The sequence below is a fragment of the Haladaptatus pallidirubidus genome (assembly GCF_020700235.1).
In the GTDB taxonomy this organism is placed as follows: Archaea; Halobacteriota; Halobacteria; order Halobacteriales; family Haladaptataceae; genus Haladaptatus; species Haladaptatus pallidirubidus.
On the sequence record NZ_CP085302.1, the window covers coordinates 330054 to 353776 of the forward strand.

30 protein-coding genes and 1 pseudogene are annotated in these 23723 nt (G+C 52.7%); 17 read left to right on the forward strand and 14 right to left on the reverse strand.

Annotated elements, in window-relative coordinates; genetic code table 11:
• Positions 1-53: 53 nt before the first annotated feature.
• From LIX15_RS22405 to LIX15_RS22415, 3 genes are all read left to right on the forward strand, one after another.
• On the forward strand, positions 54-728 hold the full coding sequence (locus tag LIX15_RS22405) for a P-loop NTPase family protein (protein WP_227777025.1): 675 nt from the start codon (positions 54-56) through the stop codon (positions 726-728).
• Positions 715-987: a DUF8156 family protein gene (locus tag LIX15_RS22410; RefSeq protein WP_227777026.1), complete on the forward strand. Its 273-nt coding sequence runs from the start codon at positions 715-717 to the stop codon at positions 985-987. Before LIX15_RS22405 ends, LIX15_RS22410 begins: the two co-directional genes overlap by 14 nt.
• A 192-nt stretch (positions 988-1179) precedes the next feature.
• Entirely contained in the window at positions 1180-1560 is a 381-nt protein-coding gene (locus tag LIX15_RS22415; protein WP_227777027.1) for an AtzH-like domain-containing protein, read from the forward strand.
• A 429-nt stretch (positions 1561-1989) separates the two neighbouring features.
• Here the strand turns inward: LIX15_RS22415 and LIX15_RS22420 are convergent, their stop codons facing one another.
• From LIX15_RS22420 to LIX15_RS22440, 5 genes and pseudogenes are all read right to left on the reverse strand, one after another.
• Positions 1990-2520, reverse strand: a complete 531-nt coding sequence (locus LIX15_RS22420) for a DUF1697 domain-containing protein (protein ID WP_227777028.1) — start codon at positions 2518-2520, stop codon at positions 1990-1992.
• Between the two features lie 120 nt (positions 2521-2640).
• Positions 2641-2793, reverse strand: coding sequence for a hypothetical protein (locus LIX15_RS22425; RefSeq protein ID WP_227777029.1), 153 nt, complete (start codon positions 2791-2793; stop codon positions 2641-2643).
• A 133-nt stretch (positions 2794-2926) separates the two neighbouring features.
• Positions 2927-3106: a DUF4177 domain-containing protein gene (locus LIX15_RS22430; protein ID WP_227777030.1), complete on the reverse strand. Its 180-nt coding sequence runs from the start codon at positions 3104-3106 to the stop codon at positions 2927-2929.
• Positions 3107-3204: 98 nt separating this feature from the next.
• Entirely contained in the window at positions 3205-4086 is an 882-nt protein-coding gene (gene epsC / locus LIX15_RS22435) for a serine O-acetyltransferase EpsC (protein ID WP_227777031.1), read from the reverse strand.
• A gap of 139 nt (positions 4087-4225) precedes the next feature.
• A pseudogene (locus LIX15_RS22440) lies at positions 4226-4345 on the reverse strand (DUF1801 domain-containing protein); the annotation flags it as partial.
• A gap of 120 nt (positions 4346-4465) precedes the next feature.
• On the opposite strand from LIX15_RS22440, the gene LIX15_RS22445 reads away from it, so the two are divergent.
• The 9 genes from LIX15_RS22445 to LIX15_RS22490 all read left to right on the forward strand — a co-directional run bounded on the left by LIX15_RS22445 (position 4466) and on the right by LIX15_RS22490 (position 11456).
• Complete coding sequence (locus LIX15_RS22445) at positions 4466-4831, forward strand: hypothetical protein (protein WP_227777032.1); 366 nt, start codon at positions 4466-4468, stop codon at positions 4829-4831.
• Between the two features lie 206 nt (positions 4832-5037).
• On the forward strand, positions 5038-6666 hold the full coding sequence (gene thsB, locus LIX15_RS22450) for a thermosome subunit beta (RefSeq protein WP_227777033.1): 1629 nt from the start codon (positions 5038-5040) through the stop codon (positions 6664-6666).
• Positions 6667-7284: 618 nt separating this feature from the next.
• Positions 7285-7509 (forward strand): hypothetical protein, encoded by a 225-nt coding sequence (locus tag LIX15_RS22455; protein WP_227777034.1) that lies wholly within the window; start codon positions 7285-7287, stop codon positions 7507-7509.
• Entirely contained in the window at positions 7506-7658 is a 153-nt protein-coding gene (locus tag LIX15_RS22460) for a hypothetical protein (protein ID WP_227777546.1), read from the forward strand. Before LIX15_RS22455 ends, LIX15_RS22460 begins: the two co-directional genes overlap by 4 nt.
• Positions 7659-7941: 283 nt before the next feature.
• Positions 7942-9450, forward strand: coding sequence for an amidase (locus tag LIX15_RS22470; RefSeq protein WP_227777035.1), 1509 nt, complete (start codon positions 7942-7944; stop codon positions 9448-9450).
• Between the two features lie 568 nt (positions 9451-10018).
• Entirely contained in the window at positions 10019-10231 is a 213-nt protein-coding gene (locus LIX15_RS22475; protein ID WP_227777036.1) for a hypothetical protein, read from the forward strand.
• Between the two features lie 65 nt (positions 10232-10296).
• Positions 10297-10671 (forward strand): helix-turn-helix domain-containing protein, encoded by a 375-nt coding sequence (locus LIX15_RS22480; RefSeq protein ID WP_227777037.1) that lies wholly within the window; start codon positions 10297-10299, stop codon positions 10669-10671.
• Positions 10671-11135, forward strand: coding sequence for a type II toxin-antitoxin system VapC family toxin (locus LIX15_RS22485; RefSeq protein ID WP_227777038.1), 465 nt, complete (start codon positions 10671-10673; stop codon positions 11133-11135). The genes LIX15_RS22480 and LIX15_RS22485 overlap by 1 nt, the downstream gene beginning before the upstream one ends.
• A gap of 63 nt (positions 11136-11198) precedes the next feature.
• On the forward strand, positions 11199-11456 hold the full coding sequence (locus LIX15_RS22490; protein ID WP_227777039.1) for a DUF8118 domain-containing protein: 258 nt from the start codon (positions 11199-11201) through the stop codon (positions 11454-11456).
• A 329-nt stretch (positions 11457-11785) separates the two neighbouring features.
• Here the strand turns inward: LIX15_RS22490 and LIX15_RS22495 are convergent, their stop codons facing one another.
• Genes LIX15_RS22495 through LIX15_RS33350 form a run of 5 tightly spaced genes read right to left on the reverse strand, consistent with a single transcriptional unit; the run spans position 11786 to position 16135 of the window.
• The gene (locus tag LIX15_RS22495; RefSeq protein WP_227777040.1) at positions 11786-12988 is read right to left on the reverse strand and encodes an ABC transporter ATP-binding protein; all 1203 of its coding nucleotides are present in this window, start codon (positions 12986-12988) and stop codon (positions 11786-11788) included.
• A 2-nt stretch (positions 12989-12990) separates the two neighbouring features.
• Positions 12991-13905 carry a carbohydrate ABC transporter permease gene (locus LIX15_RS22500; RefSeq protein WP_227777041.1) on the reverse strand — a complete coding sequence of 305 codons (915 nt, stop codon included), beginning with the start codon at positions 13903-13905 and terminating at the stop codon, positions 12991-12993.
• Positions 13902-14891 (reverse strand): carbohydrate ABC transporter permease, encoded by a 990-nt coding sequence (locus LIX15_RS22505; RefSeq protein WP_227777042.1) that lies wholly within the window; start codon positions 14889-14891, stop codon positions 13902-13904. The genes LIX15_RS22500 and LIX15_RS22505 overlap by 4 nt, the downstream gene beginning before the upstream one ends.
• 27 nt (positions 14892-14918) lie before the next feature.
• Positions 14919-15929, reverse strand: a complete 1011-nt coding sequence (locus LIX15_RS22510; protein ID WP_345412795.1) for an ABC transporter substrate-binding protein — start codon at positions 15927-15929, stop codon at positions 14919-14921.
• Entirely contained in the window at positions 15926-16135 is a 210-nt protein-coding gene (locus LIX15_RS33350) for a hypothetical protein (protein WP_345412797.1), read from the reverse strand. The genes LIX15_RS22510 and LIX15_RS33350 overlap by 4 nt, the downstream gene beginning before the upstream one ends.
• A 475-nt stretch (positions 16136-16610) precedes the next feature.
• Here LIX15_RS33350 and LIX15_RS22515 point away from each other — a divergent pair, with 475 nt between their 5' ends.
• The 3 genes from LIX15_RS22515 (at position 16611) to LIX15_RS34030 (ending at position 18343) form a co-directional block, all read left to right on the forward strand.
• Positions 16611-16781 carry an SWIM zinc finger family protein gene (locus LIX15_RS22515; protein ID WP_227777043.1) on the forward strand — a complete coding sequence of 57 codons (171 nt, stop codon included), beginning with the start codon at positions 16611-16613 and terminating at the stop codon, positions 16779-16781.
• A 461-nt stretch (positions 16782-17242) separates the two neighbouring features.
• Entirely contained in the window at positions 17243-17983 is a 741-nt protein-coding gene (locus tag LIX15_RS22520) for a mechanosensitive ion channel family protein (RefSeq protein ID WP_227777044.1), read from the forward strand.
• Between the two features lie 180 nt (positions 17984-18163).
• Positions 18164-18343, forward strand: a complete 180-nt coding sequence (locus LIX15_RS34030; RefSeq protein WP_486327133.1) for a hypothetical protein — start codon at positions 18164-18166, stop codon at positions 18341-18343.
• A gap of 703 nt (positions 18344-19046) precedes the next feature.
• Here the strand turns inward: LIX15_RS34030 and LIX15_RS22525 are convergent.
• The 3 genes from LIX15_RS22525 to LIX15_RS22535 form a co-directional block, all read right to left on the reverse strand.
• Positions 19047-19901, reverse strand: a complete 855-nt coding sequence (locus tag LIX15_RS22525; RefSeq protein ID WP_227777045.1) for a ZIP family metal transporter — start codon at positions 19899-19901, stop codon at positions 19047-19049.
• A 483-nt stretch (positions 19902-20384) separates the two neighbouring features.
• Positions 20385-20828 (reverse strand): PIN domain-containing protein, encoded by a 444-nt coding sequence (locus LIX15_RS22530; protein ID WP_227777046.1) that lies wholly within the window; start codon positions 20826-20828, stop codon positions 20385-20387.
• Positions 20825-21214 (reverse strand): hypothetical protein, encoded by a 390-nt coding sequence (locus LIX15_RS22535; protein ID WP_227777047.1) that lies wholly within the window; start codon positions 21212-21214, stop codon positions 20825-20827. The genes LIX15_RS22530 and LIX15_RS22535 overlap by 4 nt, the downstream gene beginning before the upstream one ends.
• A 311-nt stretch (positions 21215-21525) precedes the next feature.
• Between LIX15_RS22535 and LIX15_RS22540 the strand changes: the two genes are divergently transcribed.
• Complete coding sequence (locus LIX15_RS22540) at positions 21526-21870, forward strand: SWIM zinc finger family protein (RefSeq protein WP_227777048.1); 345 nt, start codon at positions 21526-21528, stop codon at positions 21868-21870.
• A gap of 11 nt (positions 21871-21881) precedes the next feature.
• Here LIX15_RS22540 and LIX15_RS22545 read toward each other — a convergent pair whose 3' ends face one another.
• Positions 21882-22976 (reverse strand): S8 family peptidase, encoded by a 1095-nt coding sequence (locus LIX15_RS22545; RefSeq protein ID WP_227777049.1) that lies wholly within the window; start codon positions 22974-22976, stop codon positions 21882-21884.
• 282 nt (positions 22977-23258) lie between these two features.
• Here LIX15_RS22545 and LIX15_RS22550 point away from each other — a divergent pair, with 282 nt between their 5' ends.
• Positions 23259-23636, forward strand: coding sequence for a DUF8118 domain-containing protein (locus tag LIX15_RS22550; protein ID WP_227777050.1), 378 nt, complete (start codon positions 23259-23261; stop codon positions 23634-23636).
• The last annotated feature ends 87 nt before the right edge of the window (positions 23637-23723 follow it).

Genomic DNA, 23723 nt, shown 5'->3' on the forward strand with positions numbered 1-23723 from the left:
TGGAAACGACCCTGTCTTGCCTATGTACGATTCCAACGATATGTCTATCTGTGATGATACGCCACGTTCAATCAGAACTCCCAACCCTCGATAGTGGAATCACACTGCTCGAAACGGACGAGCGAGCAACCGGGGCGTTACAATCGCTTGTTCTCGACCAGTTACTTCTCGAAGATGGCTCAGCCGTCTGGGTGGACGCCCATGGCCACGGGACAACAGAACCACTGTCACGAATCGCCCCGTCGATGCGCGTTCTTGACCGCATCCGAATTGCGCGTGCGTTTACGCCGTGGCAACACCAGAGTCTCTGTCAAGATCTTGCGCCTGAACTCACGGACGAGACTACGATTGCCGTCCTCCCCGCGTTCGACTGGTTTTATCGGTCAGAGGATTTGTCTCGTGGTAACAGTGAACGGATGCTCGCGACGGCTGTCGATCTCATCAGCGAAATTGCGGAGACGTACGACATCTTTGTACTCGTGACCCAGCACACAAATGATACACTGACGGCACCGATTAGAGAGCGAGCAGACAACACCATCCGCTGTGAACAGACGCCGTACGGGCCACGTTTCACGGGCGAGGAGTACGAGACGTTGGTGTATCCACTTGAGAATGGGTTAGTGCAAACGACACTCGCGTATTGGAAGCGTATTCTCGCCAATCGGCATCCGGCGATGGTTGATGCTGACGTTTCTCCGGAGGTGAGCGCGAATGGGGCGTACTAATATGACGTATCGTGATTTGCTTCGGGCGATGGAGTCGCGGTGGCAAGAGTATCGGCGGGCACTCCGACACGCTGACCAGGTAGTATTCGATCGGCTCTTCGAATATGCTCGTGCCCATGCTGACGCGAGTGGCCTCCAGAATCACCGGTTCGTTGAGATTCCAGCGCTGATTTCGATGCTCATCGAGCAGCAAAAACAACTGGAGGATTTAGAAGATCGGCTTGATCACATCGAGGACGATTTGAACGATTGGGGATGAAGTTATGGTGTACAAAATCGACTACGTTGATGGCGACGTACTCACTTGGTTGTTAGATGATTCGGGTATGACCTGCAAGGTCGATGAATCATCGAGAGCATGGATTTCAATGATCTCTGTGGTCCATGAGGAAACTCAACGCTTGGATTGTACAGAAGAGATTTCAATCTGCGGCAGTATATTTCGTACAACATGTGTGCCAGAAATGCTGAAACGGTTGTTGAAGACTATTACGAAGCGCTTCGGCAAGGTGACCAGTTGTCTGTGTATTTCGCACCAGATGACTCATTAGTCAAATTTGGCATTTCTGAGCAACTTACTGGCTACGAAGAAGTAGCCGAGGGTCTTCGTGAGCAAACCTGCCACTCTAAAGAATGGAGAATAACGAGCCACGACTTGCGAGTAACTGAACGAGATGATTACGCTTGGTTTAGCGATACCGTGGATATGGCATGGACGGATACCACGACCGGTATCCGTCGTAGTTTTAGTTCTCGTTGGAGCGGCACACTAGAGAATCAAGATGGCTGGAAATTCGTTGCAATGCACGTGAGTGCTCCTCATACGCTCTGACCAACCTAAATCGACAAGCTCGAGACAAGCACAGAACGCTTTTTCTCCGGATGGGAGCTACTACACCACGAATCAGGTGATCCGTGGTTGTTGACTCTATATTCCACCTTGACCAGTCACACCCGTTGTGACCGGCACTACGAATGAAATCACGGTTCCGATGTAAAATACTATTACACTGCTACTGAAATAAAAGGGTCCTCTTCCGTAGTTGTGACTGAGACAGAGTGCGTCAGGAACGTGAAAAATGCAGTTCAGCCGCAACCAATCCGCGGTTTCCCATCACGTCCATCCAAACCAGCGACTATCGAGACGTTCTTAAACCGTGGATCCTTCACCCTTAGTCACAACGGGCGTGACACCACCCGTGAATGCTTTCTCACCGACGATACCGTCCACATAGTCTTGAGACTAGTGTCGCTTATGCTGTTAGTCTTGGAGTTCCAAGACCGCCGTTACCACGTTCCAGGCTCGACGCGTAACTGGCATTCCTAACTTCTTACCCGTGTCGGTGAACCGGCCGTCTCCCAATTTCGCCTTGTTAAGCTGGCTATAGACATTGCGACCGCGGATTTCGAATGATTCCGCTTCGCTCTGGGCATCTAGTAGTTTCTCGCGCTGTTTGTCTGTCGGTTCCTCGTTCAGGAACGTGACATAGCGTTTGATGAAATCGTTATCGGGCTCATCGAACGGCTGATTGTCAACAACGTCCGCGAGCTCAGCAGATGTCCTGACCATGACGGCGATATCATAGCCGAACGTATCGGCAATGGCATCCGAGACGTCGGAGCGGATCGTCTCCTTGTTAACATCCGTTTCGAATACGACATTTCCACTCTGAATATACGTCTGGACGTTTTCGTAGTTGAGCGACTCGAACAGTGCCCGCAGATCGGTCATTTTCATACGGTTATGAGCACCGACATTGATGCCGCGAAGGAAGACTATGTACGTCGTCATGGGGTGATTCCTCAGGATAAATCGGTACGCTTAGGTGATAATCGTATGGCTGAACGATTCAGGCACCGTCGGTCCGGGACACCCGAGAATCCTATGTACTCTCATGGACAGCCACTAACGTTATACTGTCGTAACGCCCCCCGTGTCTGGGGTGTCCTCCGACATCCCGACCGTGTTGTCTGCTGCTCTCGTGAGTTGAGTTGCGTCCGACTGGGCGTCCTTGGCTGCAACCGAGTCCAATCGATCGTCCTGCCGGGCGCGTTTCTTTTCCAACCATATCTGCGACCCACCGAGCGGTCACTGCCGGAAACTCGGACTCACGAATCACACAAAGAATATCGTCAACACTCATTTTCTATCCATCTGGCTGCAGTTGACAACGCTACTGGCAGCTTGAAACGGTGTGTTACCGAGATCGACGTAGAATCAGGTCCGTACTGCCACTCCAATTGATCGTCGCCTGATCGAGTTCCCACCCCTCCTGCGCAAGGTGGTTAAGATATGCTTCAGTCGCTCGTCGATCGGCTGCCATTCCAAACCATTTAGTTGACGATTTGATCACTTTGTATTCATAGCGAGTAGTCATAGTAACCAAATGATGAAAAGCAATCGTCTATCTTGAGCCTATCTGTTTCCGCTCTCGGGTCGATCTTCCATGTGTAGATGGGTTGTCGAAGAGATTGGTTAGTCCTTGGTCTCGCGGCCGTTCGATTTGCGTTCTTGGTCGGGATGGTTAGAGACGTACACCGTGGTGTTCGCAGGGATATCCTCGGTAATCCAGGAGTTTGCGCCGATGCTGACGTGATTGCCGACGGAGATGGCGCCGAGGACGTTCGTCCCGGCACCGATGACGACATGGTCGCCAATGTCCGGGTGGCGCTTATACCCTTTCTTGAGTGCGTGGTCGGTATCCTCCTCTTCTTCGAAGTGGAGGGCACCGAGGGTGACGTTCTGGTAGAGCCGGCACCAGTCACCGATAGTGGCGGTCTCGCCGATGACGACGCCGGTGCCGTGGTCGATGAAGAAGTAGTCTCCGATCTCGGCGCCAGGATGGATGTCGATGCCTGTGTCGCTTTTCGCGGCTTCGGTGAGTTCACGGGCGTACTCTTGCCTGCTCTCCTTGTACAGTTCATGAGCGACACGCTGAGCAACGATGGCGTGGAATCCTGGATACGCTCGGATAACCTCAAGGTAGGACTTCGCAGCAGGGTCGCCTTTATATGCGGCTTCGACGTCGCGTTTGAGGCGCTCTCTGATATTGGGAAGATCGTCGATGACGGCACTAATGCAGTCCTGGGAGTGAGTGTGGGGAGCATACAATTGGCAGCCTCGCATGAGCTGCTCGCCGAGCTCGGTGAGGATCTCTTGAACGTCATCGGGGTCAGTGTGGCCTGCGTAGGCGTTCCAGCAGCTTGGGAAGAGGAGGCGGTGAAGGAGGGAGAGTTCAGTGCGCGCGTGCGAGGTCTCAGGGGCGGCCCGTGGCTCGTGGACCGGAAAGGGAGGCTTGTCGGCCTCGTAGGCGGCGACTAAGCTGTGGTGAGCGTTGCCGGTGTAGCGATACTCCATCACTCTTTTTGTACGGAGCTAGCTGGGAAGAAGCTGTGGGAGAGGAGGAGTCACTGAAGTTGGTCGCCTTGGGCGCGAACAGAACGAGCATCTCGCCAGAGACTGCCGTGGGCAGGGGCGCCACGGTCAGCCGTGGGGTCTAGGACTCGTTTAGGACCGCAGTGGCGCGGACAAGGGACTTGAACGCTTTCTCGTCGATTTCGTCTCCTTCGTGGATGTCAATGGCGCGCCTGACGTTGCCGTCGAGGCTAGCGTTGAAGACTGGATTCTCGTTCAATAGATCTGCAGCGCTAGACACAATACATAATGATGACAGCAATCCTCTTGAAATGATCATCAGTCGTTATTCTTTTATGACAGAGGGATCAGAACCAGACGTATGGTTGACGACAATACTGAAACAAGTGACGAACGCACACAAGAAACTCCAGATCCGAAAGACAATTCCGAGGAACAATCGTTCCGGAAGCGTGTCGAAGAAATGCGTGAACAACGCGCTGAAGAGGGAGAAGGCGAGCGACCTGACAGCCCCTTCGGTGGTAGTGGAGGCCCTGGTATGGGCGGCGGCAATCCAATGGCACAGATGATGGGTGGAATGATGGGCGGCGGCCCCGGAAACCCACCTAGTGAGAGCGAAAGTGGCGGTAATGAGGAACTCGTCAAGGAAGCTCGCCAACTCCGCGATGAGGTCCGTGATGTCACTCGACAACTCCAGCGTATCGCCGATGCAGTCGAAGATAGCTAGATTGAGACTAGATTCAATCGGGGCTAAGAACAGTAGGACGCAGGGCTGACGACAAATCGACACCCCCGGTGGTTCCCAGTGTTGGAGTTCCGCTGTCCCAGTGGACGTTTTTGTGATAATTTCAGGGTTAAGAACGTGAAACCGGTGCTAGTTCTACTCGACCAAAACTTTTATTTGGAATTGCATTCAGTCACCAAAACGTATCTATGAGTGATCGAATGCAAGGGCAGCCGATGATCGTCATGTCTGAGGATTCTCAGCGCGTCAAAGACAAAGACGCTCAAGAGCATAACATTAGTGCGGCCCGTGCGGTCGCTGACGCAGTCCGTTCAACCCTCGGTCCAAAGGGCATGGACAAGATGCTTGTCTCTGACACGGGCGATGTCACCATCACAAATGATGGTGTGACCATCCTCAAAGAGATGGATATTGATAACCCGACAGCTGAGATGATCATCGAAGTCGCCGAAACCCAAGAGAATGAAGCCGGTGATGGCACCACAACAGCAGTTGCCATCGCAGGAGAACTCCTCAACAACGCTGAAGACCTTCTGGGCCAGGATGTCCATCCTACCGCCATTACCAAGGGCTTTCACCTCGCCAGCGAGATGGCCTGCGAGGAGATTGACAATGTTGCCGAGAGCGTCGACTCGGGTGACGAAACCCTTCTGCGACACGTGGCCGAAACATCGATGACTGGTAAGGGTGCCGAACTCGATAAGGAAGCACTCGCTAAACTCGTTGTTGACGCAGTCCAACAAGTCACTGTCGACAACACGGTGGACCTCGAATACATTAAAATCGAGACACAGACCGGGCGAACGGCCAGCGAATCCGAGCTACTGACAGGGGGTGCCATTGACAAAGATCCCGTCCACAACTCCATGCCGACAAGCGTCGAAGATGCGCAAATTCTCCTGCTCAACGATGCCATCGAAATCGAGGAGGCCGAGGCTGACACGGAAGTCTCCGTTACTGATCCCGACCAACTCCAGAGTTTCCTGGACCAAGAAGAACAACAACTCAAAGAGAAAGTTCAGCAGATCAAAGAGACCGGTGCAAACGTTGTGCTCTGCCAGGACGGTATCGATGCCATGGCCCAGCACTATCTCGCCAAGGAAGACATCCTAGCAGTGCAGCAGGCGAAACAGAGCGATCTGGGCTTCCTCAAAGAGGTGCTAAGCGCGACCATCGTTACCGACCTTGCGAATGTGACTGCGACCGATCTCGGCGCTGGCAGTATTACACGGAATACAAGCGATGACTTGTTCTATATTGAAGGCGATGACGCTCATGGTGTGACTCTGCTATTGCGTGGCTCTACCGATCACGTGGTTGACGAACTCGAGCGGGGCATCACAGACGCTCTTGATGTGGTGGCTCAAACCGTCTCCGACGGTCGAGCCGTTGCAGGTGGCAGTGCCATCGAGATCGAAGTTGCGCGACGCCTTCGTAACTCTGCTGAGAGTGTTTCGGGACGCGAACAACTGGCAGTTGAAACGTTTGCCGACGCGCTCGAACTCATCCCGCGTGTGCTTGCGGGGAATGCAGGCCTCGATAGTATCGATACGCTGGTTGAGCTTCGGAGTGCGCATGAGGATGGCGAGACATATGCGGGCTTCGATGTCGAGAGTGGCGAGGTTACTAATACGTACGAAACAGGGGTTGTCGAACCTGCGCATGTGAAAGAGCAAGCCATTTCAAGTGCGACGGAAGCTGCCAATCTTGTCCTCCAAATTGACGACATTATATCCGCTGGCGATTTATCAACCAACAAGGGTGACGATGGAGCTGGCGGTATGGGTGGCATGGGCGGTATGGGCGGCGCAATGTAGGCTATATGCTAAACCTGCCGCATACGTCAAATATATGGATTTTTACTAGAAACTGTCTCGGTCGATTGCAAACGGTACATGATTGTCGATTGGCGAATCAAGCATCAACTCAATTCGGTTTCTGTGAAAGTTTGTAGTTCTTCGAAAGGGACGCCCCATGTGTCGAACCGAAGATGGAATCACATTTAATTGATATATATCGAAATCCTAGCGAGTGAACCAACTAACGCTAGTATAATATCTTATCCAGCATTGTCCATTGGACTCTCTCTCCTTTTGGAATAATAGATAGGACGGATGCTGTGTATTAGCACTCCAACTCATATCGTCACTTCCGGTCTCATCGTGTCGTACCTGCTGGTATACTTAGAGTGGTTTATAGACGAGGATCGTCTCGTTGCTGCGGATGACGGTGAGATACTCCTCGAACGTGAACCGAACCTCGACGTGACTCCGCTTCTCTGCACTCGTCGTAAGCAGGTTACCGAGGGTGTGCCAAAACGCGCCGGGTGCTTAGGACCACCCAGCACCGGTCTTCCGAAACCTACGTTGAAAGACCATGAGTACGAAACTATCCACGGAACTTGAATCTGACGAGACGGCACAGCAACGCGCACAGTGGGACAATTTACCTTCGATGTCGAAGCCCCCGGAATGGTCGACGTGATCAATGAAAGCCACGAGAACCCCGCTAACCACCACTACGTCGTCACAATAGACGACATGACGGGCGACGCAATGGCGTGCACCTGCCCGCATCACACTTACCACACCGCCGACTGTAAGCACATGGCCGCGTCACGACCGCCACTGCCGATAAGTCACTCAGCGCCTTCCCTATGACAGACACCACAAGTAACAGCACCGACCAGCGAACGCTGACGGAAAGCGCGGATGCAACGACCGAAGTACTCCTAAGACATCGACAGCCCTCCTCAATTGAGCACAACAGCATGCAACGAACGGCCCTCCTCGACCGCCGAGGAGGGTGAGTTCGTGCAGTTGTAGTCAGTCGCGAAGAACTGGGACGAGGGACGCGTTTCGGTGACCGTGACTGGGTGGAGCGGTATTTACGTTCTCGAACGCGGTCGCTGGTGGGAGTAGTTGGGTAGCGTGAGTCTTATAATGTGTGCCGAACCGATCCAAGCCCCGCCGTGCTCGCTTTCCTGCGTGCAGCCAAGTCTGAAGTAAGAGAGTGTTTTTCTGCCTTCAAGGAGTGGGAGCAAAAAACTGACTGTTAAGATGCTTGATCACTATCTACTCTCGTGGTAGAAAATGACAATCGATAATTTTGAACCAGAAGAGGCGACTATCGCTCAAATTCATCGTGGATTCGAATCTGGCACTATTACAAGCCGAGACCTCGTCGAGCATTATCATCAACGCATCGATGCCTACGACCAGAATGGACCTGAACTAAATTCAATTATAGAGATCAACAACGCTGCAGTTGATCGGGCTGAGGAACTCGATAAGAAGTTCAGTGAAGAAGGGGAATTCACAGGACCACTTCATGGCATTCCCGTTCTCGTAAAAGATGCCTTAGAAACTACTGACATGCCGACTACATTCGGCTCAGATGCTTTCAAGGGATATATGGCCGAGAAAGATGCAGAAGTCATTCAGCGTCTCCGAGAAGCTGGTGCAATTATACTTGCTAAGACAAATCTTCCAGACTGGGCCACATCTTGGTTTGGTTTTTCATCTGTTATCGGACGAACAAAAAATCCATATGACCTTGACCGTGACCCAGGCGGATCAAGTAGCGGGACCGGAGCAGCTATTGCCGCAAATCTTGGAGCAGTAGGAATCGGAACGGACTGTGGCGGGTCGATTCGAGTACCAGCCTCATTCGACAATCTCGTTGGGATCCGAATGACTCCTGGATTGATCAGTCGTTCAGGTGTAAATCCGCTTGTCTCACATCAAGATACCGCTGGCCCAATGACGCGAAGCGTTCGAGAGACAGCGCAGCTTCTTGATGTGATTGTCGGCTATGATGAAGAAGATAAACTCAGCGCAAACAATGAGCTCACCGAGATTGATGGCTCGTATCTCAATCATCTCAAAGCAGATGCATTGAACGGTGCACGGATTGGAGTACTTCGAGGTAGTTTCGGGGACGAGAACAATCCAGATGCTGCTCCAGTAAATACTGTCATTGATGATGCGATCGTAACGATGCGTAATTCAGGTGCTGTAATCGTTGATCCGGTTGACATACCGAGACTAGCTGATTATCTTGAAGAAACTATGCTATATATTCTTCAGTCAAAACGCGATCTGGATGAGTTTCTGGGAGAAATAGACGGTCCGGTTGACTCGGTTGACGAATTATACGAAAACGGTGAGTATCATGAACTGCTAGATTTGTTCATTGGATTTGCGGAGGATGGACCAGATGATCTCAAAGATCATACAGAATACTGGCGGCGGCTCAATGCACAACAAACGTTTCAACAAGAGATTCTGAACGTCTATGCCGAATATGATCTTGATGTAATAGTGTACCCTGATGTCCAAGTCGTGCCTCCAACAGAAAGTGAGATTCGCGAGGAAAAATACGAGACCATGACATTCTCCACGAACACAGTCATCGCTTCACAATCGTTGTGTTGTGCAATGTCAGTGCCTGCAGGGTTCACCGATGATGGACTACCCATCGGCATGGAAATCCTCGGAAAGCCCTTCGACGAATCAACGCTGCTCGAACTCGGCTACGCATTCGAACAAGCTACCGATCACCGACGACCGCCAGAAACGACGCCACCACTATCAGATTGAGCTAACCCCGGCAAAAGCCACTAGATTCAGCGTTGATCCACAGTTTTCTCTTCTGAAAATTCACTCGAATCTAATTTTCATCTTATAATTGAACTTCCGACGCCCACTACTTGAGCGTGTCCGACTCGATTGAGCTACCCATGGTTAAAGCCATGAGATTTAACCGGGACTTCCTCGTTGCTCTGCCAGCTTGAGCTACCACGTCGCCGTTTTCATCTAGTCGTCCGACAGATGAAACCTGGAGACGCGAGTGGTCAGATTCGACAGAAACCAAAGAAATATCAAATACTGATACCTGGAAACGGATGTCGAGCACCACTCGTTGTAGCAGTTGCGAGCATGTTCGACGAAACGTGGGTACCCATCCACCATAGGGTTGCTTTCCTTATCGGCCCACGTTTTCCTGAGACGAAGCGATGATGCTATACTAAGTACAGAAACTCGCACAGGCCGACCAATTTTCCTTCCACGTTGATGCCCCGGACTCATCAAAGTCACCAACGAGAGCCACGAGACTCCCGCAGACCACAAATACACAGTCTCAATCGACGATGTAACCGGCGAACTGATGCCCTGCACGTGCCCGCTCCATGTTCACCGGGACGCCTGCCGCAAACATCTGGCTGCCGTCGAAAACGCAACTGACGACGGGACGCTCGACGCCTTCCCTCCAGAGGACGACAAAGAGGATGCCGAACCCGAAGACTATGACTGCGATGGTCTAGACGGCTTTCCATGCTGGCCGTGCGTGCAAACGGGACGGAAGGAACTACCGAACTAACCTGCTTCAACTACCATTTGCGTATTCCAATACGGTTAAGGCAATCGGAGCACTATCAACCGGATATGAGCGACCAATCACGTACAGATTCCGGCCACTATGCCGAAACAATTACGCTTGAACGCGTATTCCGTGTCTTCGATCAAATCGAGGGTCCGACAATCACTTCGCGTGACGTTGCCGACGTTCTCGACTGTTCAACGGAGGCCGCTCGACAAAAACTCGGCCAGCTACATGAACAAGGGCGTATCCATCGACGCAAATCAGGACGAACCGTCCTGTGGTGGCGGGCGGATGATGCCCAAGCAGCGACCGAATTCGATCCCGATGATCCACTCTTTGCAGAGCCACCATCCTTTGCAAGTGAGGAACCAACGGATGCTGCAAACGTCGACGAATATCTCTATGGTCCAATCGAAGCGAACTCTGACGACGAATAATGCCGCCAAGTACATCTACCGCTGACTCTGCTCGTTCTCTCTTTGTTGATACCGGCGCGCTCTTTGCCGTCTTCAATCCAAACGACGAGCGACATAATGCTGCTCGCATCGTCATGCAGAAGATTCGAACAGGTGAGGCTCCATACCGTCCGCTCTATATTAGTAGCTTTGCGGTCGGCGAACTCGCAACACTGATGCTTCGGAAACTGGGCCACATTGCAGCTGTTGAGGGAATTCAACGCATTCGTGAATCACCAAATTTGACAATTCTCTATCCTGGGCCAGCTGCGTTCGCAAACACGTGTGCGGAATTTAGTCGATATGATGATCAGCAAATATCCTTTGTGGATCACATGACTGGTGTGTTGGCAGATGAACGAGATGCTACTCATGTATTCGCCTTCGATAGTGATTTCCGAACCCTCGGGCTCACAGTTGTCCCTGAGGATGTTGGTATCTTGTGAACTGTACTAGCTCACAGAGCGAATTCACAGTTGCTCATCACAATCGGTGATTTTCTAGTTTACATGACCAACGGGTCGTTGGCTTGCACGTGCCCGCATCCTGTTTACTCCCAATCCTCCTACAAGCACACGGCTGTCGCCAAAAATGCAACTAACGACGGGACGCTTGAGACCTTCTCATCGGACGACAACGACGACGAGCGTGTCAGTGGCCCGTACACCGGCTACGACAAGTACGGCACCGTCGATCACACCTACTGGACGTGTGAGGACTGTGGCGCGGAAGCCACTTGGAAAGGTGCACTCACCGACTGCTACTAACCTACTCACTTTTTCCTATTTATGTCACGCCAAACGACGCTGACCGATGTTGCCCAGCGAACGCTGACCGAGTGCGTAGATGCGCCCGATGAGGACGGCAATCAACCAACAACCGAGCCACACCGGGCACACAGGTGGTCTGTGGACGCCATACAAATTCTGCATAGATAGAGTGTGTGGATTGCTATCATTCTTCGGGCGAATGGGATTCTAAGCCCCTATTCTCGCTTCAGTGTAAGCGCGTTCTGCACACAGATGACTGCTCAATGACGCTTTGGAATATCACCGAGAGCCACCGGCAACTGTCCTACCAGTGAACACGGTTCGCGTCATTGACTGTCGGATTCATCCCCGCCCCGAAGTGCGGGACTTTTGCCTCGAACGTTCGCCATCGGCAGATCGTCCGTCAAAACCCTGTATCTGAGCGTTTCACCCGTTTTCGCGTCAAAGATACTGATGTCGTCCTCCGGCATCTGGACGATGACTGGCTCACCGGCGCTGATCTGCTTGAATCCATCAACAGCGGCGATAAACGTATCAGGGCTCATAGTATCGCTATCGAACGTGAGATAGACAATATTCTCGTTACCCATTGGTTCGACAACATCCACAACGGCTTCGAATGTGTGTTCTCCACCGCGGTCCTCGGATACGATGATGTCCTCCGGACGGATTCCGAGTACGACGGTAGCTCTGTCACCGATAGCATCTCTCGTTTCCTCCGAGATGGGATATTCGAATCGGCCATTAGCAGTCATTGAGATGAGTCGTGACCCTTGTACTTCCAGCTCGAAAAAATTCATCGATGGACTGCCAATGAACTCGGCGACAAACTGGTTTGCGGGCGTATGGTAACACTCAAGCGGTGTTCCGATTTGTTGAAGTTCACCATCATTTAGCACAGCGATACGATCGCCCATCGTCATCGCTTCCGTCTGATCGTGGGTGACGAACACGGCCGTCACGTGGAGTTCTTCTTGAATACGTTGCAGCTCCGTGCGCATGTGGGCACGGAGTTTCGCGTCGAGGTTCGAGAGTGGTTCATCGAGTAAAAACACTGCAGGATCGCGGACGATAGCACGTCCGAGTGCAACCCGCTGTTGTTGTCCGCCGGAGAGTTCCTTGGGTTTTCGATCGAGCAACTCGCTAATATCGAGCAGTTCCGCAGTCTCTCGTACCTTCCGTTCGATTTCAGTGTCCGAACTGTTCGTTGACTCCTCAAGACCGAACCGCATGTTCTCTCGGACAGTCATATGGGGGTACAGCGCATAATTCTGGAACACCATCGCGATTTTCCGATTCTTTGGAGATTCATCATTGATGACGTCGCCATCAAGGCGAATCTCCCCGCTGGTGAGCGATTCTAACCCGGCGACCATCCGTAGAATCGTCGTTTTTCCGCACCCCGACGGGCCGACGAGGACGAGAAACTCGCCGTCAGCGATGTCGATGGACACGTCGTTGACAGCGATAACGTCTTTCCTGCTATCTGTGAACGTTTTCGTGATGTGGTCGAGTGTAAGTCCTGCCATGATTACGTTTCTCCCGTAACACCTTCTGCAAACTGTTCGCCAAACAAGATGTAGATGAGCAACGTCGGAAACGCGGCAATGAACGCGCCGGCCATCTGGAGATTGTACTGTTGTACCATCGACCCCTGGAACGTATTCAGTGCGAGGGTAATGACTTCGTTTTGTGGATTTGAAACGAGCACTAACGCAAACAGTAGATCGTTCCAGATCTGCGTGAACTGATAGATGAACACGACGGCGAACATCGGTTTCGAGAGCGGGAGGATAATCCGCTGGTAGATTCTGAACACAGAAGCACCGTCCAATCGAGCCGCCTCCAGCATTCCCTCGTCGAAGTTTGAGTAGTACGATCGAAACAGGATGGTACAGATAGGAATGCCATACGCTGTGTGGGTAACGATGAGTTCGATCAGCTCCACTCGGCTGGCGAACAGGGGAACCGCGGAGAGGAACGCCGCTAAGTCAACGATCGTCCAAAATCTCGTCAGCGGTACGAGTACCGATTGATACGGAATGAAGACGCCGGCGACGAACAGCAGGAATACCATTGTCTGACCACGCCAGTCGAGATTCGTCAAGCCGTATCCCGCAAGCGAGCCGAGCAATCCCGAAAACACCGTCGCTGGAACGACGAGAATGAGGCTGTTCACTATCGCCCCACGCATGTTACCGAGTGGTCCCTGTAGCCGCCCCCAGGCCTGAAACCACGGTTCGAGGGTGATACTGGTGGGCGCTGGCGGTACGAACGGCGTCGACGCGAAGAACGCTGATTGCGTCTTAAACGCGGTTACGAATCCGCTTTCCAGCGGTGCCAGATAAAACACCACCATCCCGGCCAGTACCACGTACAGGACGGCGCGCCACGAGGTGATAAACGCGATCCACTCGCGAAGCTGTGGGCCTTCTCTGAAGCTCATAACTCACCTCGCTGATGTTGATAGAGCAGGTACGGGCCGATAATAACGAGCGCCATGACGAAGAGAACGGTTGCAATGGCGGAGCCGTAAGCCCAATTCGTTGAGCTGAACGCTTCCCGAAACATCATCACGGCCAAGATGTCGGCCGACGGCCCCGGCGTATCTCCGAACATGACGAACAGGAAGTCGAACGCTTTGAGCGCGAACACCATCAACACGATTGCCCCACTCAGTGTCGACGTTCGAAGTTGCGGAATAATCACCCGCCGATACATTCGAACCGTACTTGCCCCGTCGATTCTAGCGGCTTCGAATTGTTCGGTCGGAATCGCTCGAAGACCAGCCAGATAGACGACCATACAGTAGCCACTGAACTGCCACATGAGAGCAAAGATAACCGCCGCAAGTTTCGTTCGTGGATCGCTAATCCAATCGGTGGCGAAAAACCCGAGTCCGACCGACCGGAGCAGGACGTTGATCATTCCGTCCGTCGGATTGTACATCCACGCCCAGAAGATGGCGGTGACCACGAACGAGAGGCTCATCGGCAACAAGTAGATCGTCCGGACGGTGTTTTTACCACGGATGTCCTGGTCGACGAGGATTGCGAGAACGAGTCCTACTGCCAACGATACGGCCGTGAACCCAACGAGCAGTACGAACGTATTGCGCGCGGCACTGATGAACGAACCGTCCGAAACCATCCGACCGTACATCTCGAAATCGAGTGAGCTGTAGTTGGGCGATCCGAAGCCCGCCCAGTCCGTCAGCGAGATAAGCGCGTTCCAGCTCACCGCACCGTATACGAACAGGCCCACCAGCAGAGCCGGTGGGAGCCAGAACGCGAGTCCGCGAACGAAATCGCCCTCAGTCGCTCCTCGCAGGTTCGAGATTCGCGTCGACTCCGCAGGGAACGCCCCGCCGTCAGGTCGAGCGTCGTCACAGTCGGAAAGCCGACCACGAAGTCGATTAAGTGCGTTCTTCATGGTGTGATCGAATTGAGGGAATCGGAGTTACGCCTGAAACGCGTTTCTGATGCGCGTAGCGGTAGCGTTGACGTTCCAACTCTCGGTGAAGCTCGCGAATGCCTCTTCCATATTGCTTTTCACCTCGGGGACCACGGCCGACCCGTGGGCGATGGTCGTCGGCTGGTTCTCGGAATTCCTGAAGTCCCGAATCTGCGACTGGAGAAACGGTCCGAATGGATCCGTTGGAACGTCCGTTCGAGCTGGAATCGATCCCTTGATCGGATTGAAGCGTCGCTGTGCGTCGACGGTCGCACAGTAGGTAAGAAACTTCTCGGTCGCATCCGGTGACGGATTGTTCTTGGGGTACACGAACGAATCCATCACCATCGAGTACACCCCGTTCGTCCCAGGGAACGGCACGTGGTTCCACTGTTGTCGGTATCCAAAGTTTTCGGCAGCTTCGTACTGGCCGGCCGCCCAATCTCCTTGCTGGTGGAACGCAGCCTCCCCGTTTATCACCTTGCTGTTCGCCTGATCCCATGAGATGGAACCGGCGTCCGCGTTGAAGTGCTGGCGATACTGCTTTACCTGCTGGAGCGATTGCCTGATTTGATCCTGATGCTGACCGGCGTTTCCGCCAGTGAGGTTGAGGAACGCTTCGCTTCCATGCTGACCAATGAAAACGGTCTCCCAGAGTTGGAGCGTCGTCCACGCTTCCTGGGTCGAGTGAGCCAGCGGCGTCGCGTTTGTTTCCGAAGCGACCGTATTGAACGCGTCGTTCAGCGCCGCCGGATTGTTGAGCGATTGTGGATTGACGCCCGCCTGCTCAAGGACATCTGCGTTGTAAAACAAGTTGTTCAGGCGGTGGATGTTCAGTGGGACTGAGACGTAATTACCCGCTGGCTTGGCAGCGTTCCTGACGCTCTCAAGATACGCATTTTGAACCTGTTGTGTCCACACACTATCGCTGATGTCATTGAGGACGTTTCCTTGAACGTATGGGGCGAGCGACTGCCCCGGCCAAATCTGGAACGTGCTTGGTGGATTTTGATTCAATACCCGTTTTGAATTACCGTGTCGAGAGCGCTCCCCGCTCCTCCTGGCGCAGGATTGTTCCGAACTTGAATATTCGGATATCGTTGTTGGTATCCATCGAGCAGTGCCTGTATCGCTTGCTTTTCTCCGCCAGCCGTCCACCAATGGACGATTTCCAGTGTGTTGGAACCGCCCTGTTGTCCGCGCGCCGTACAGCCGGCAAGCATAGAACACCCAATGGCGCTCGTGCTCCCTACACCTTTTAGATACGTTCGACGTGAAATTCTGTTTCTCTCTTTAGTCGATCGACCCATTTTCGAACCCCCCTTCCCCACCGCGTTTGGGGAATGATAACACATAAAATCCCCCATGTGCAAATACCTTACGGCTATCAGTTTAAAACAGACAAAGCTGCGCCAAGCGATGTTTTTATTTCTAATCTTAAATTAAAATACATATCTACAATTCATATGATAAATAGAAAAGCAGATATGCATGTTTTAAGGTCACACCCGCATTTTTAGGTTTGCCGGAAGCGAGATGATACGAATGTTTCGCTGAACACAGGGTGCTTAACTATAAATCGACGGTCACTACGTAAACCGCCTTGGGGCGCAACCCCAAGGTGGTTAGGGTCTGTTTCATCAACTTTACCCACACTTCTAGTAGAGACGACGAAACCATCGGCCTAATGACCTGTACTTGCCTGCACCACGTTACCGAAGTACGTTCTGCAAGCACATGGCCGCCGTCGAGGACACAACCGAGGACGGGACGCTCGAGGCCTTCCCCTCGGCGGATGACGAGAAGGACGAGGACGAGAGTGAGACGGCAGAGTGTGATTGTGATGGCCTCGGCGGCTTCCCGTGCTAGAAGTGCGTAAAAACGGGTGGGAAGGAACTGCCAGCCTAATCTCATCTCCCGGTTCTCATTTATATCACGCAACCGATTATTTCCGACGTAGCTGCCCAGCGAACGCTCACTGAATGCGCGGATGGTTCGAGCGTCATGCTGTATGTGCTTCGAAAGAGCTGCAAACGCGACAAATTTTATCAACAACTTTCCAATTGAGGGTAATGGTTCGTATCTCAACGCGGAAACAGGGCAGTAGTCTCCAGAATAACTGGCTTTTCCGGCTACTTCAATCTGGGTTTTCACTATCTGTAATCTACAACAAACTAAAACTCTCTGTCCATTCTCCGACAATACCATCCGTGAAACAACCACAGATCCATTCCTCATTACTCGTTCGCTGCCACGATTTAGGTAGCCAACAACAAACCGGCTGTAGCCCCACTCATTAGTGAACCACGCGATTGCGTGGGGGCTAAACAATGACACATCACGACATCTTCACTAGTACGATCTTACAAGTCAGTGGGCTTCCAGGATGGCTGCAAGACCCTATTTCGGGGTTTATCGCATTGCTTCCGCGCCTCGTCGGTGCGCTCGTCATCTTGCTCATCGGCTGGGTGATCGGACGCGCCGTGGCAGCGGTCGTTCGCAGAATCGCAAATAGAATCGAACTCGACAGAATGGTGCTCGATACGCCGCTCGGACGAATGATGGGTGGCACCGAAAGTGCGGTATCCGGGACGTTCGGTAAACTCGCGGCGTGGTTCATCTATGCGCTAGCGATCCTCGCCGCGGCGAACGTATTAGCGATCGCGACGCTTTCGCAATGGGTTGCCACCGCCGTCTCGTACCTTCCGGCGCTGATTGCCGGACTGCTCGTCATCGTGCTGGGATTCGTGGTCGCTGATTTCATCGGTGACACGATCATGCGAACTCGGGCGGCGACACACACTGCGTACACACAGTGGTTTGCGACAGGAACCCGAGTGTTCCTATACTTCACCGCCATCGTCATCGGCCTCGACACAATGGGTATCGACGTGGGTATTCTCTACCTGTTCGCTCGAGCTCTTGCGTGGGGCCTCGCGGCCGCCATCGCCATCGGCGCGGGTGTCGCGTTCGGTTGGGGTGGACGGGACTACGTTGCCGAGCACATCGACGGATGGATGAGCAGCGCGAGTCAGGGAACTCCGAGTCCGCAACCGGGCGACGACGATTGAAGAGAAGCCCTTCGCTGATGGATTTCGGCGGATCTGTCACGGAACCCACCACAAGGAGTACGATCCTCGCGGATATCTTTGTCGATCTCCACACCGCTGCTCGCGCCAACCCGCTTTGTTTCAGCGTCGGAAATGGATTTCAATTAACTATCCCTCTGGCACTGACTCCACTCAGAAACGGTGGACGCGGGGCAGAGCGATCGGTTGAGAGCTAACAAAACACACCCATCGACAGCTGGTGTCACAAAATACGACTCTGCGACGGATGAGATTACGATCTCGCTGACGTGGAACGCCTATGAACAACACGGGTGGGAACAATTCAGTTCGACGGTGCGCCACGAACTCATTCACGCATGACAGTATCACGAGTTCGGGAAGGCGAATCACGGGCAAACGTTCGACCGGTGGACCGTTATGCTCGACACAACGCAATACTGTGAGCGGTTCACATCGCCGAATTGGTGGGTAATCTGTGAGGAGTGCGGTGGGACACTCGCGCTACCAACGCTCGAAAGTCGTGAAACACCCCGAGAAGTACAGTTGCAGCGACTGTGGCGGGTCGTTGCGTGTCGAGGAGGCTGCCGGACAATGAGGACTGATTACCGTTGTCCCCGCTGTCTGCGGGTTATTGGAACCATAACGGTGTCTGGCCCGTCGCTGGTTCATCTAAGTCCGTGCGGGCATCAGATTGCTGCCCCTGACGAAGTGCTTGAGATGGATGATCTGCACCCACCACGCCCTGATGTGTGGGTGATGGATTTCCTCGCTGAATCTCACTGACTCCTGCTGACGTTTTCGGCTCTCCTTCACTCTTTCATTCGTTTCTGGTTGGTACAGTCGCTAACACAGGTTAGTAAATTATACTAACCTACACAGTTCTGCTGAATCTCTCAGAGCGTGACAGGAATGGTGTGCTGAATGAAGAGGATGTCTTCAGCACAGAGATGGACGCCGATATGTCTAGACCTGTATTTAATGCCTGACTCCTATCAATTGAAATCATTTCTACAGAACCGCCTGCAGCGATCCTGATAGGTGAATCTCTGCGACCGTGATGCCGTTATCCAGCCAATGCAATGTCCAAGTATAGCATGACGATGACGCCAGTCATGAGTCCGAGCGTGGCCACGCGTTCGTATCCGCTCCTGTGTGTTTCCGGGATTATCTCGTCGGAGATGACGAACAACATCGCACCGGCGGCAAAGCCCATGGCGTACGGCAAGAGGGGTTTGACAGTCGCGACTGCGACAGCGCCAAGGACTGCTAACGGGATTTCGACGATACCCGCCCGAATGCCGGCGACGACGGCGTACAGCCGGCGATCGAGACCAGCATTGATGGCCGCAACCGACACCGCCAGCCCCTCCGGAACGTTCTGGAGGCCGATGGCAACCATCAGGGAAAGTGCACCGCCGAGCTGGGCCGGGTCTGCGGCGGCTGCACCGAAGCCAACGCCGACGGCCAGTCCCTCTGGCATGTTATGCAGCGTAATAGCGAGAATGAACAAAACTACCCCGGCGAGCCGTTCGTCGGTAACTGGGAGTGTTTCGACGGATCCCGACGCGTCCGCCCGCCGGCTCCCCGTCAGCAGGTAATGGGCGTGGGGAACCACCATATCCGCCCGATCGAGAAACAGCGCACCCAGGCCAACGCCGATCAGCGTCGGGATCGGATTCCCACCGGAGTAGTCCTCGATGCCGGGAATGATGAGACTCGTGAATGCAGCCGCTAACATCACGCCGGCGGCGAAACCGAGCATACTGTCCAGTACTCGCTCAGACGGGTTTCGCCAGACGAGAACGAGTGACGCACCAAAGAGGTTCATTGTGGCAATGATAATACCGCCTGCAAGGGCCTGTATCACCGGGGATGTCCCTACAATTCGGATAAAAATCTCTGTGAACCCAGATTGCATTGTTCAACTAGTGCGAGTGTTATGATTTGTAGCTATCCCTGCTGCCATTCTAAGTCTTCTTACGTAGGGGTTCCGCAACTCGGTGGATAATCGCGGCAGCAACCTGCCAATGTATCGTATGTACTTCGACCAGCAGGAGATCTTCGAACAACTCGGACTCGTGGACGAATGAGACCGACTCTCTGACACATACCCTCTACTTACGGATTTCAGCTCAATTCGAACGGGCTCGAGATAGATTAACATTAGTGATGAATATGCGCCCTGTATTCAGTCCAACCGCTAGAATCTATCACCTATTAAGGGTTTCAACAAGGCCAGGTATCTCTAATAGACAGTTAAACCGCACAAAATTGAGGGGTGGCTGACTGCTAGGCTGATGCGTTTGTCGCGAACTTTTTGCACGCCATTACCAATAAACTGAAATCCATCGAAGTATTGAGGATATATAAGTGAGGACGAGAAAGAACCAGCTTGCGTAAACTACAGCTGCTCAACGTCGTCCGTCCGGTGGTTGAACACGGCGAGGCCATTGATTTCGTCAAAATGATTGTCTGCAGTGATGAGACACTGGTTCCGATTCCGGGCGATGCCTGCGAGAAGTACATCAGTCGAGCCAATTTTTCGCCCTTGTCCTGTCAGTTCGGCCTGGATTCTCCCCGCTTCTTCAGCATCGGCAGGATCAAATCCGATACGATTCGCCCACTCAAGTTCGCTGTTCACTCGTTCAACGCTGTCATGCGGAGAATCGGAGAGAATAGCGCCGTGATACAACTCGTACAGAACAATTGTCGGAATTTCAACCGTCCCTTCGCTGTCATCTACAGAGTGGTTGAGAAGTGTCTGTGTAGCTGGCAGCGCCTCGAAGTAATCAACAATAAAACTTGTATCGAGAATTGCTGGTCCCTCTGTCTGGCGTGTGTTCATTCGTCACCCTCATCGCCGAGCTCATGCCGTTCGCGACGCTCCCGAAATCCTGCGTCAAGTTCTTCGCCCGCTTGCTGCACAGCCTCGGCGAATCCTGTTCCTTTGAACGCGCCGAACCCTTTCATGTAATCTGATTGCTTTTCAGGTTCGTCATCTTCGTCTGGGAGCCACCAGACCTGTGCTCTCGCGCCAACCTGCATATTCTCGATAACACCCCGTGCATGGAGCGATTCAAGGCGATCAAGGACAGTTCGTTTGCCGATTGGGATTTCGTCGGCGACCATCCGAGTTGTGAGAACTGGCGTCTCGGCGCGCCGGAAGACGCGTAAAATTTCTTCTTCTGTGACCCGTGGCTTTCGTCCGGGGCCGTCAGTACTTTCGCCCATGTCATGAGATACCCCTTCCTCCACTATAAAACCACTCATGGTGAGAGGAAACACCCGTAAGTAAGCATAATAACTTCAATAGGCAGTATTAAGCTATCTCCTATCATAGGAGTTAATGAGGAAGAACGGTGCCTCTCAGGGCGTGACGGTCAGAGAAACGCGCCGGGTGCTGGAACACCAGGCACCGGTCTTCCAAATACCACTCTGGAAAGACCATGTGTACAAATCAATCCACAGCCTGTGACGCTGACGAGACGGCACACAAGCACGCATAGACCGAACAGTTCTCCTACAGCATTGAAGCCCCCGGAATGGTCGAAGTGACCAACCAGAGCCACGAGAAGCCTGTAGAACACCAGTACACAGTCTCCATCGACGATGGAACCGACGACCTAATGACCTGCACGTGTCCGCATCACGTCCACCGCGCCGCCTACTGCAAACACATGGCCGCCGTCGAAAACGCAACCGACGACGGAACGCTCGACGCATTCCCGTCGGACGACGATGAAACAGACAAGCGTGAGACGGCAGAGTGCGACTGTGACGGCCTCGTGTGGCTTCGTGTGCTGGCCGTGCGTGCGGGCAGGCCGCAAGAAACTGCCGAACTAACCACCGCTTCAGCCCGTAACTTCAATTCTGTCAGTGACTATTAAATATGGATATTTTATAGTACTTTATCTACTTCTTGCTCAGATGTATCTGCTGTTTCTTTACCGACTGTTGCTTGATAGTCAACAATTCCGGCACCATCTTTCGGTTGATCCTCAATGTCTCGAGCCCCTGATTCGAATGATTCGAGGACACCCTTGGGAGACCAGTCGTCTTTTGTGTCTATGTACTTCGCAACCATTCCGGCGACCTCTGGCGAGGCAAACGACGTTCCGGAAGCTTTCACCCACCGTCCATCCAGCTGTTTTCCCATGTTTGTTCCACTGGCTTGTGCGAGACGATTGTCTTTCCCTATTGCAGTAACATCTGGATTATCACCATTTGGATTGTACGAGGAGAATTCGGCCATTTTTCCGTCCTTCGTACATGCACCGATACTAAATGCTCCTTTTGCTGTTGCTGGGCTGCCACTCTTTGCCCCCGAATTTCCTGCGGCAACAACATCTCTTACTCCTTTCTCTATGAGTTTCGAATGAATCTGATCAAGTTGCTTTGACTGTTTTTGAGCGCCCCACGACATATTGACGACATTGTATCGATCATGGTTCTTATGGAGCCACTCATATGCTCGAAGAATAATGTTCATCTTCGTTTTCCCTTCACTCCCAAATATTCGGAGTGCAATGAGATCCGCTGCAGGTGCAAGGCGTGTTACTTGCCCAGCAACCGCTGTCCCATGACCAACTGCATCATCACTTCCTCCAGTTTCTGTCACATCGACTTGCGTTACTGCCGTGTCTTCGAACACTGGATGGCTCGTATCGATCCCTGAATCCATGATTGTGATAGTCTGTTGTTCACCAGGAGCCGCTGATTCTGGGATATTGTGGAGCTTGCGTACATCTTCGATGGTCGCTACGTCCGTCGGCTCTTCACTGATGAAATCTGGTTCGTATCGAAGTGTTGCGCTAATGTTGTCTTCAATGCCGACGATCTGTTCATCCGCTTGTAATTTTGATTCATGCTTTTCATCAAATTCCACATACGCTGCTGATGTAATGCATTCCCCGAAATCGTACGTTTCAATGATCTCGCAGTTCGTTTTGACTGTTTTTGGTTCGTCTTCGTAGAATATGATCTTTTCTGGCATCTCCTCTCTCCATCATGGTAATTGGCAACGTTACATAAAATATCTTTCCCATGGGGTGAAATTAATAGAAACGTTAATAATCGATGAACCATCATCCGTAACAATAGTTGAACGTGCAAATGGAGTAGATGGATACTGAGCGGCGCTTTTCAGACTGGAGATTTCCGTGTAGTGGATGCGATGATCCTTACTGCTCAGGAAAAGTGGTGTCTTTGAGCGTTTGAAAACGTGCCGGGGTGGTGGCACATCCCGGCACTGATCTTCCAATTGGACCAGAACACCATGAGTCCAAAGCTATCCGCAGCCCGTGACGCTGACGAGACGGCACAGAAACGCGCACAGGCCAAACAGTTCGGCTTCCGCGTCGAAGCCCCCGGAATGGTCGAAGCCACCAATGAAATCCACGAGAACCCCGCTGACCACCACTACGTCGTGACGCTGGATGACGTAATGGGTGATGCGATGGCTTGCACCTGTCCGCACCACGTCCACCGGAGCGCGTTCTGCAAGCACATGGCTGCGGTCGAGAACGCGACTGATGACGGTTCGCTCGACGCATTCTCATCGGACGAAGACAAAGACGAGCGTATCAGTGGCCCGTACACCGGCTACGACAAGTACGGTGACGTCGATCACACATTCTGGAATACGCAAATATGAGTGGACACTACTCAGTGACCTTCTTTCGCACGATTAACTTTCGAATCTCCCACTGACTGTCGATTACTGCCCACATATCAGCATACT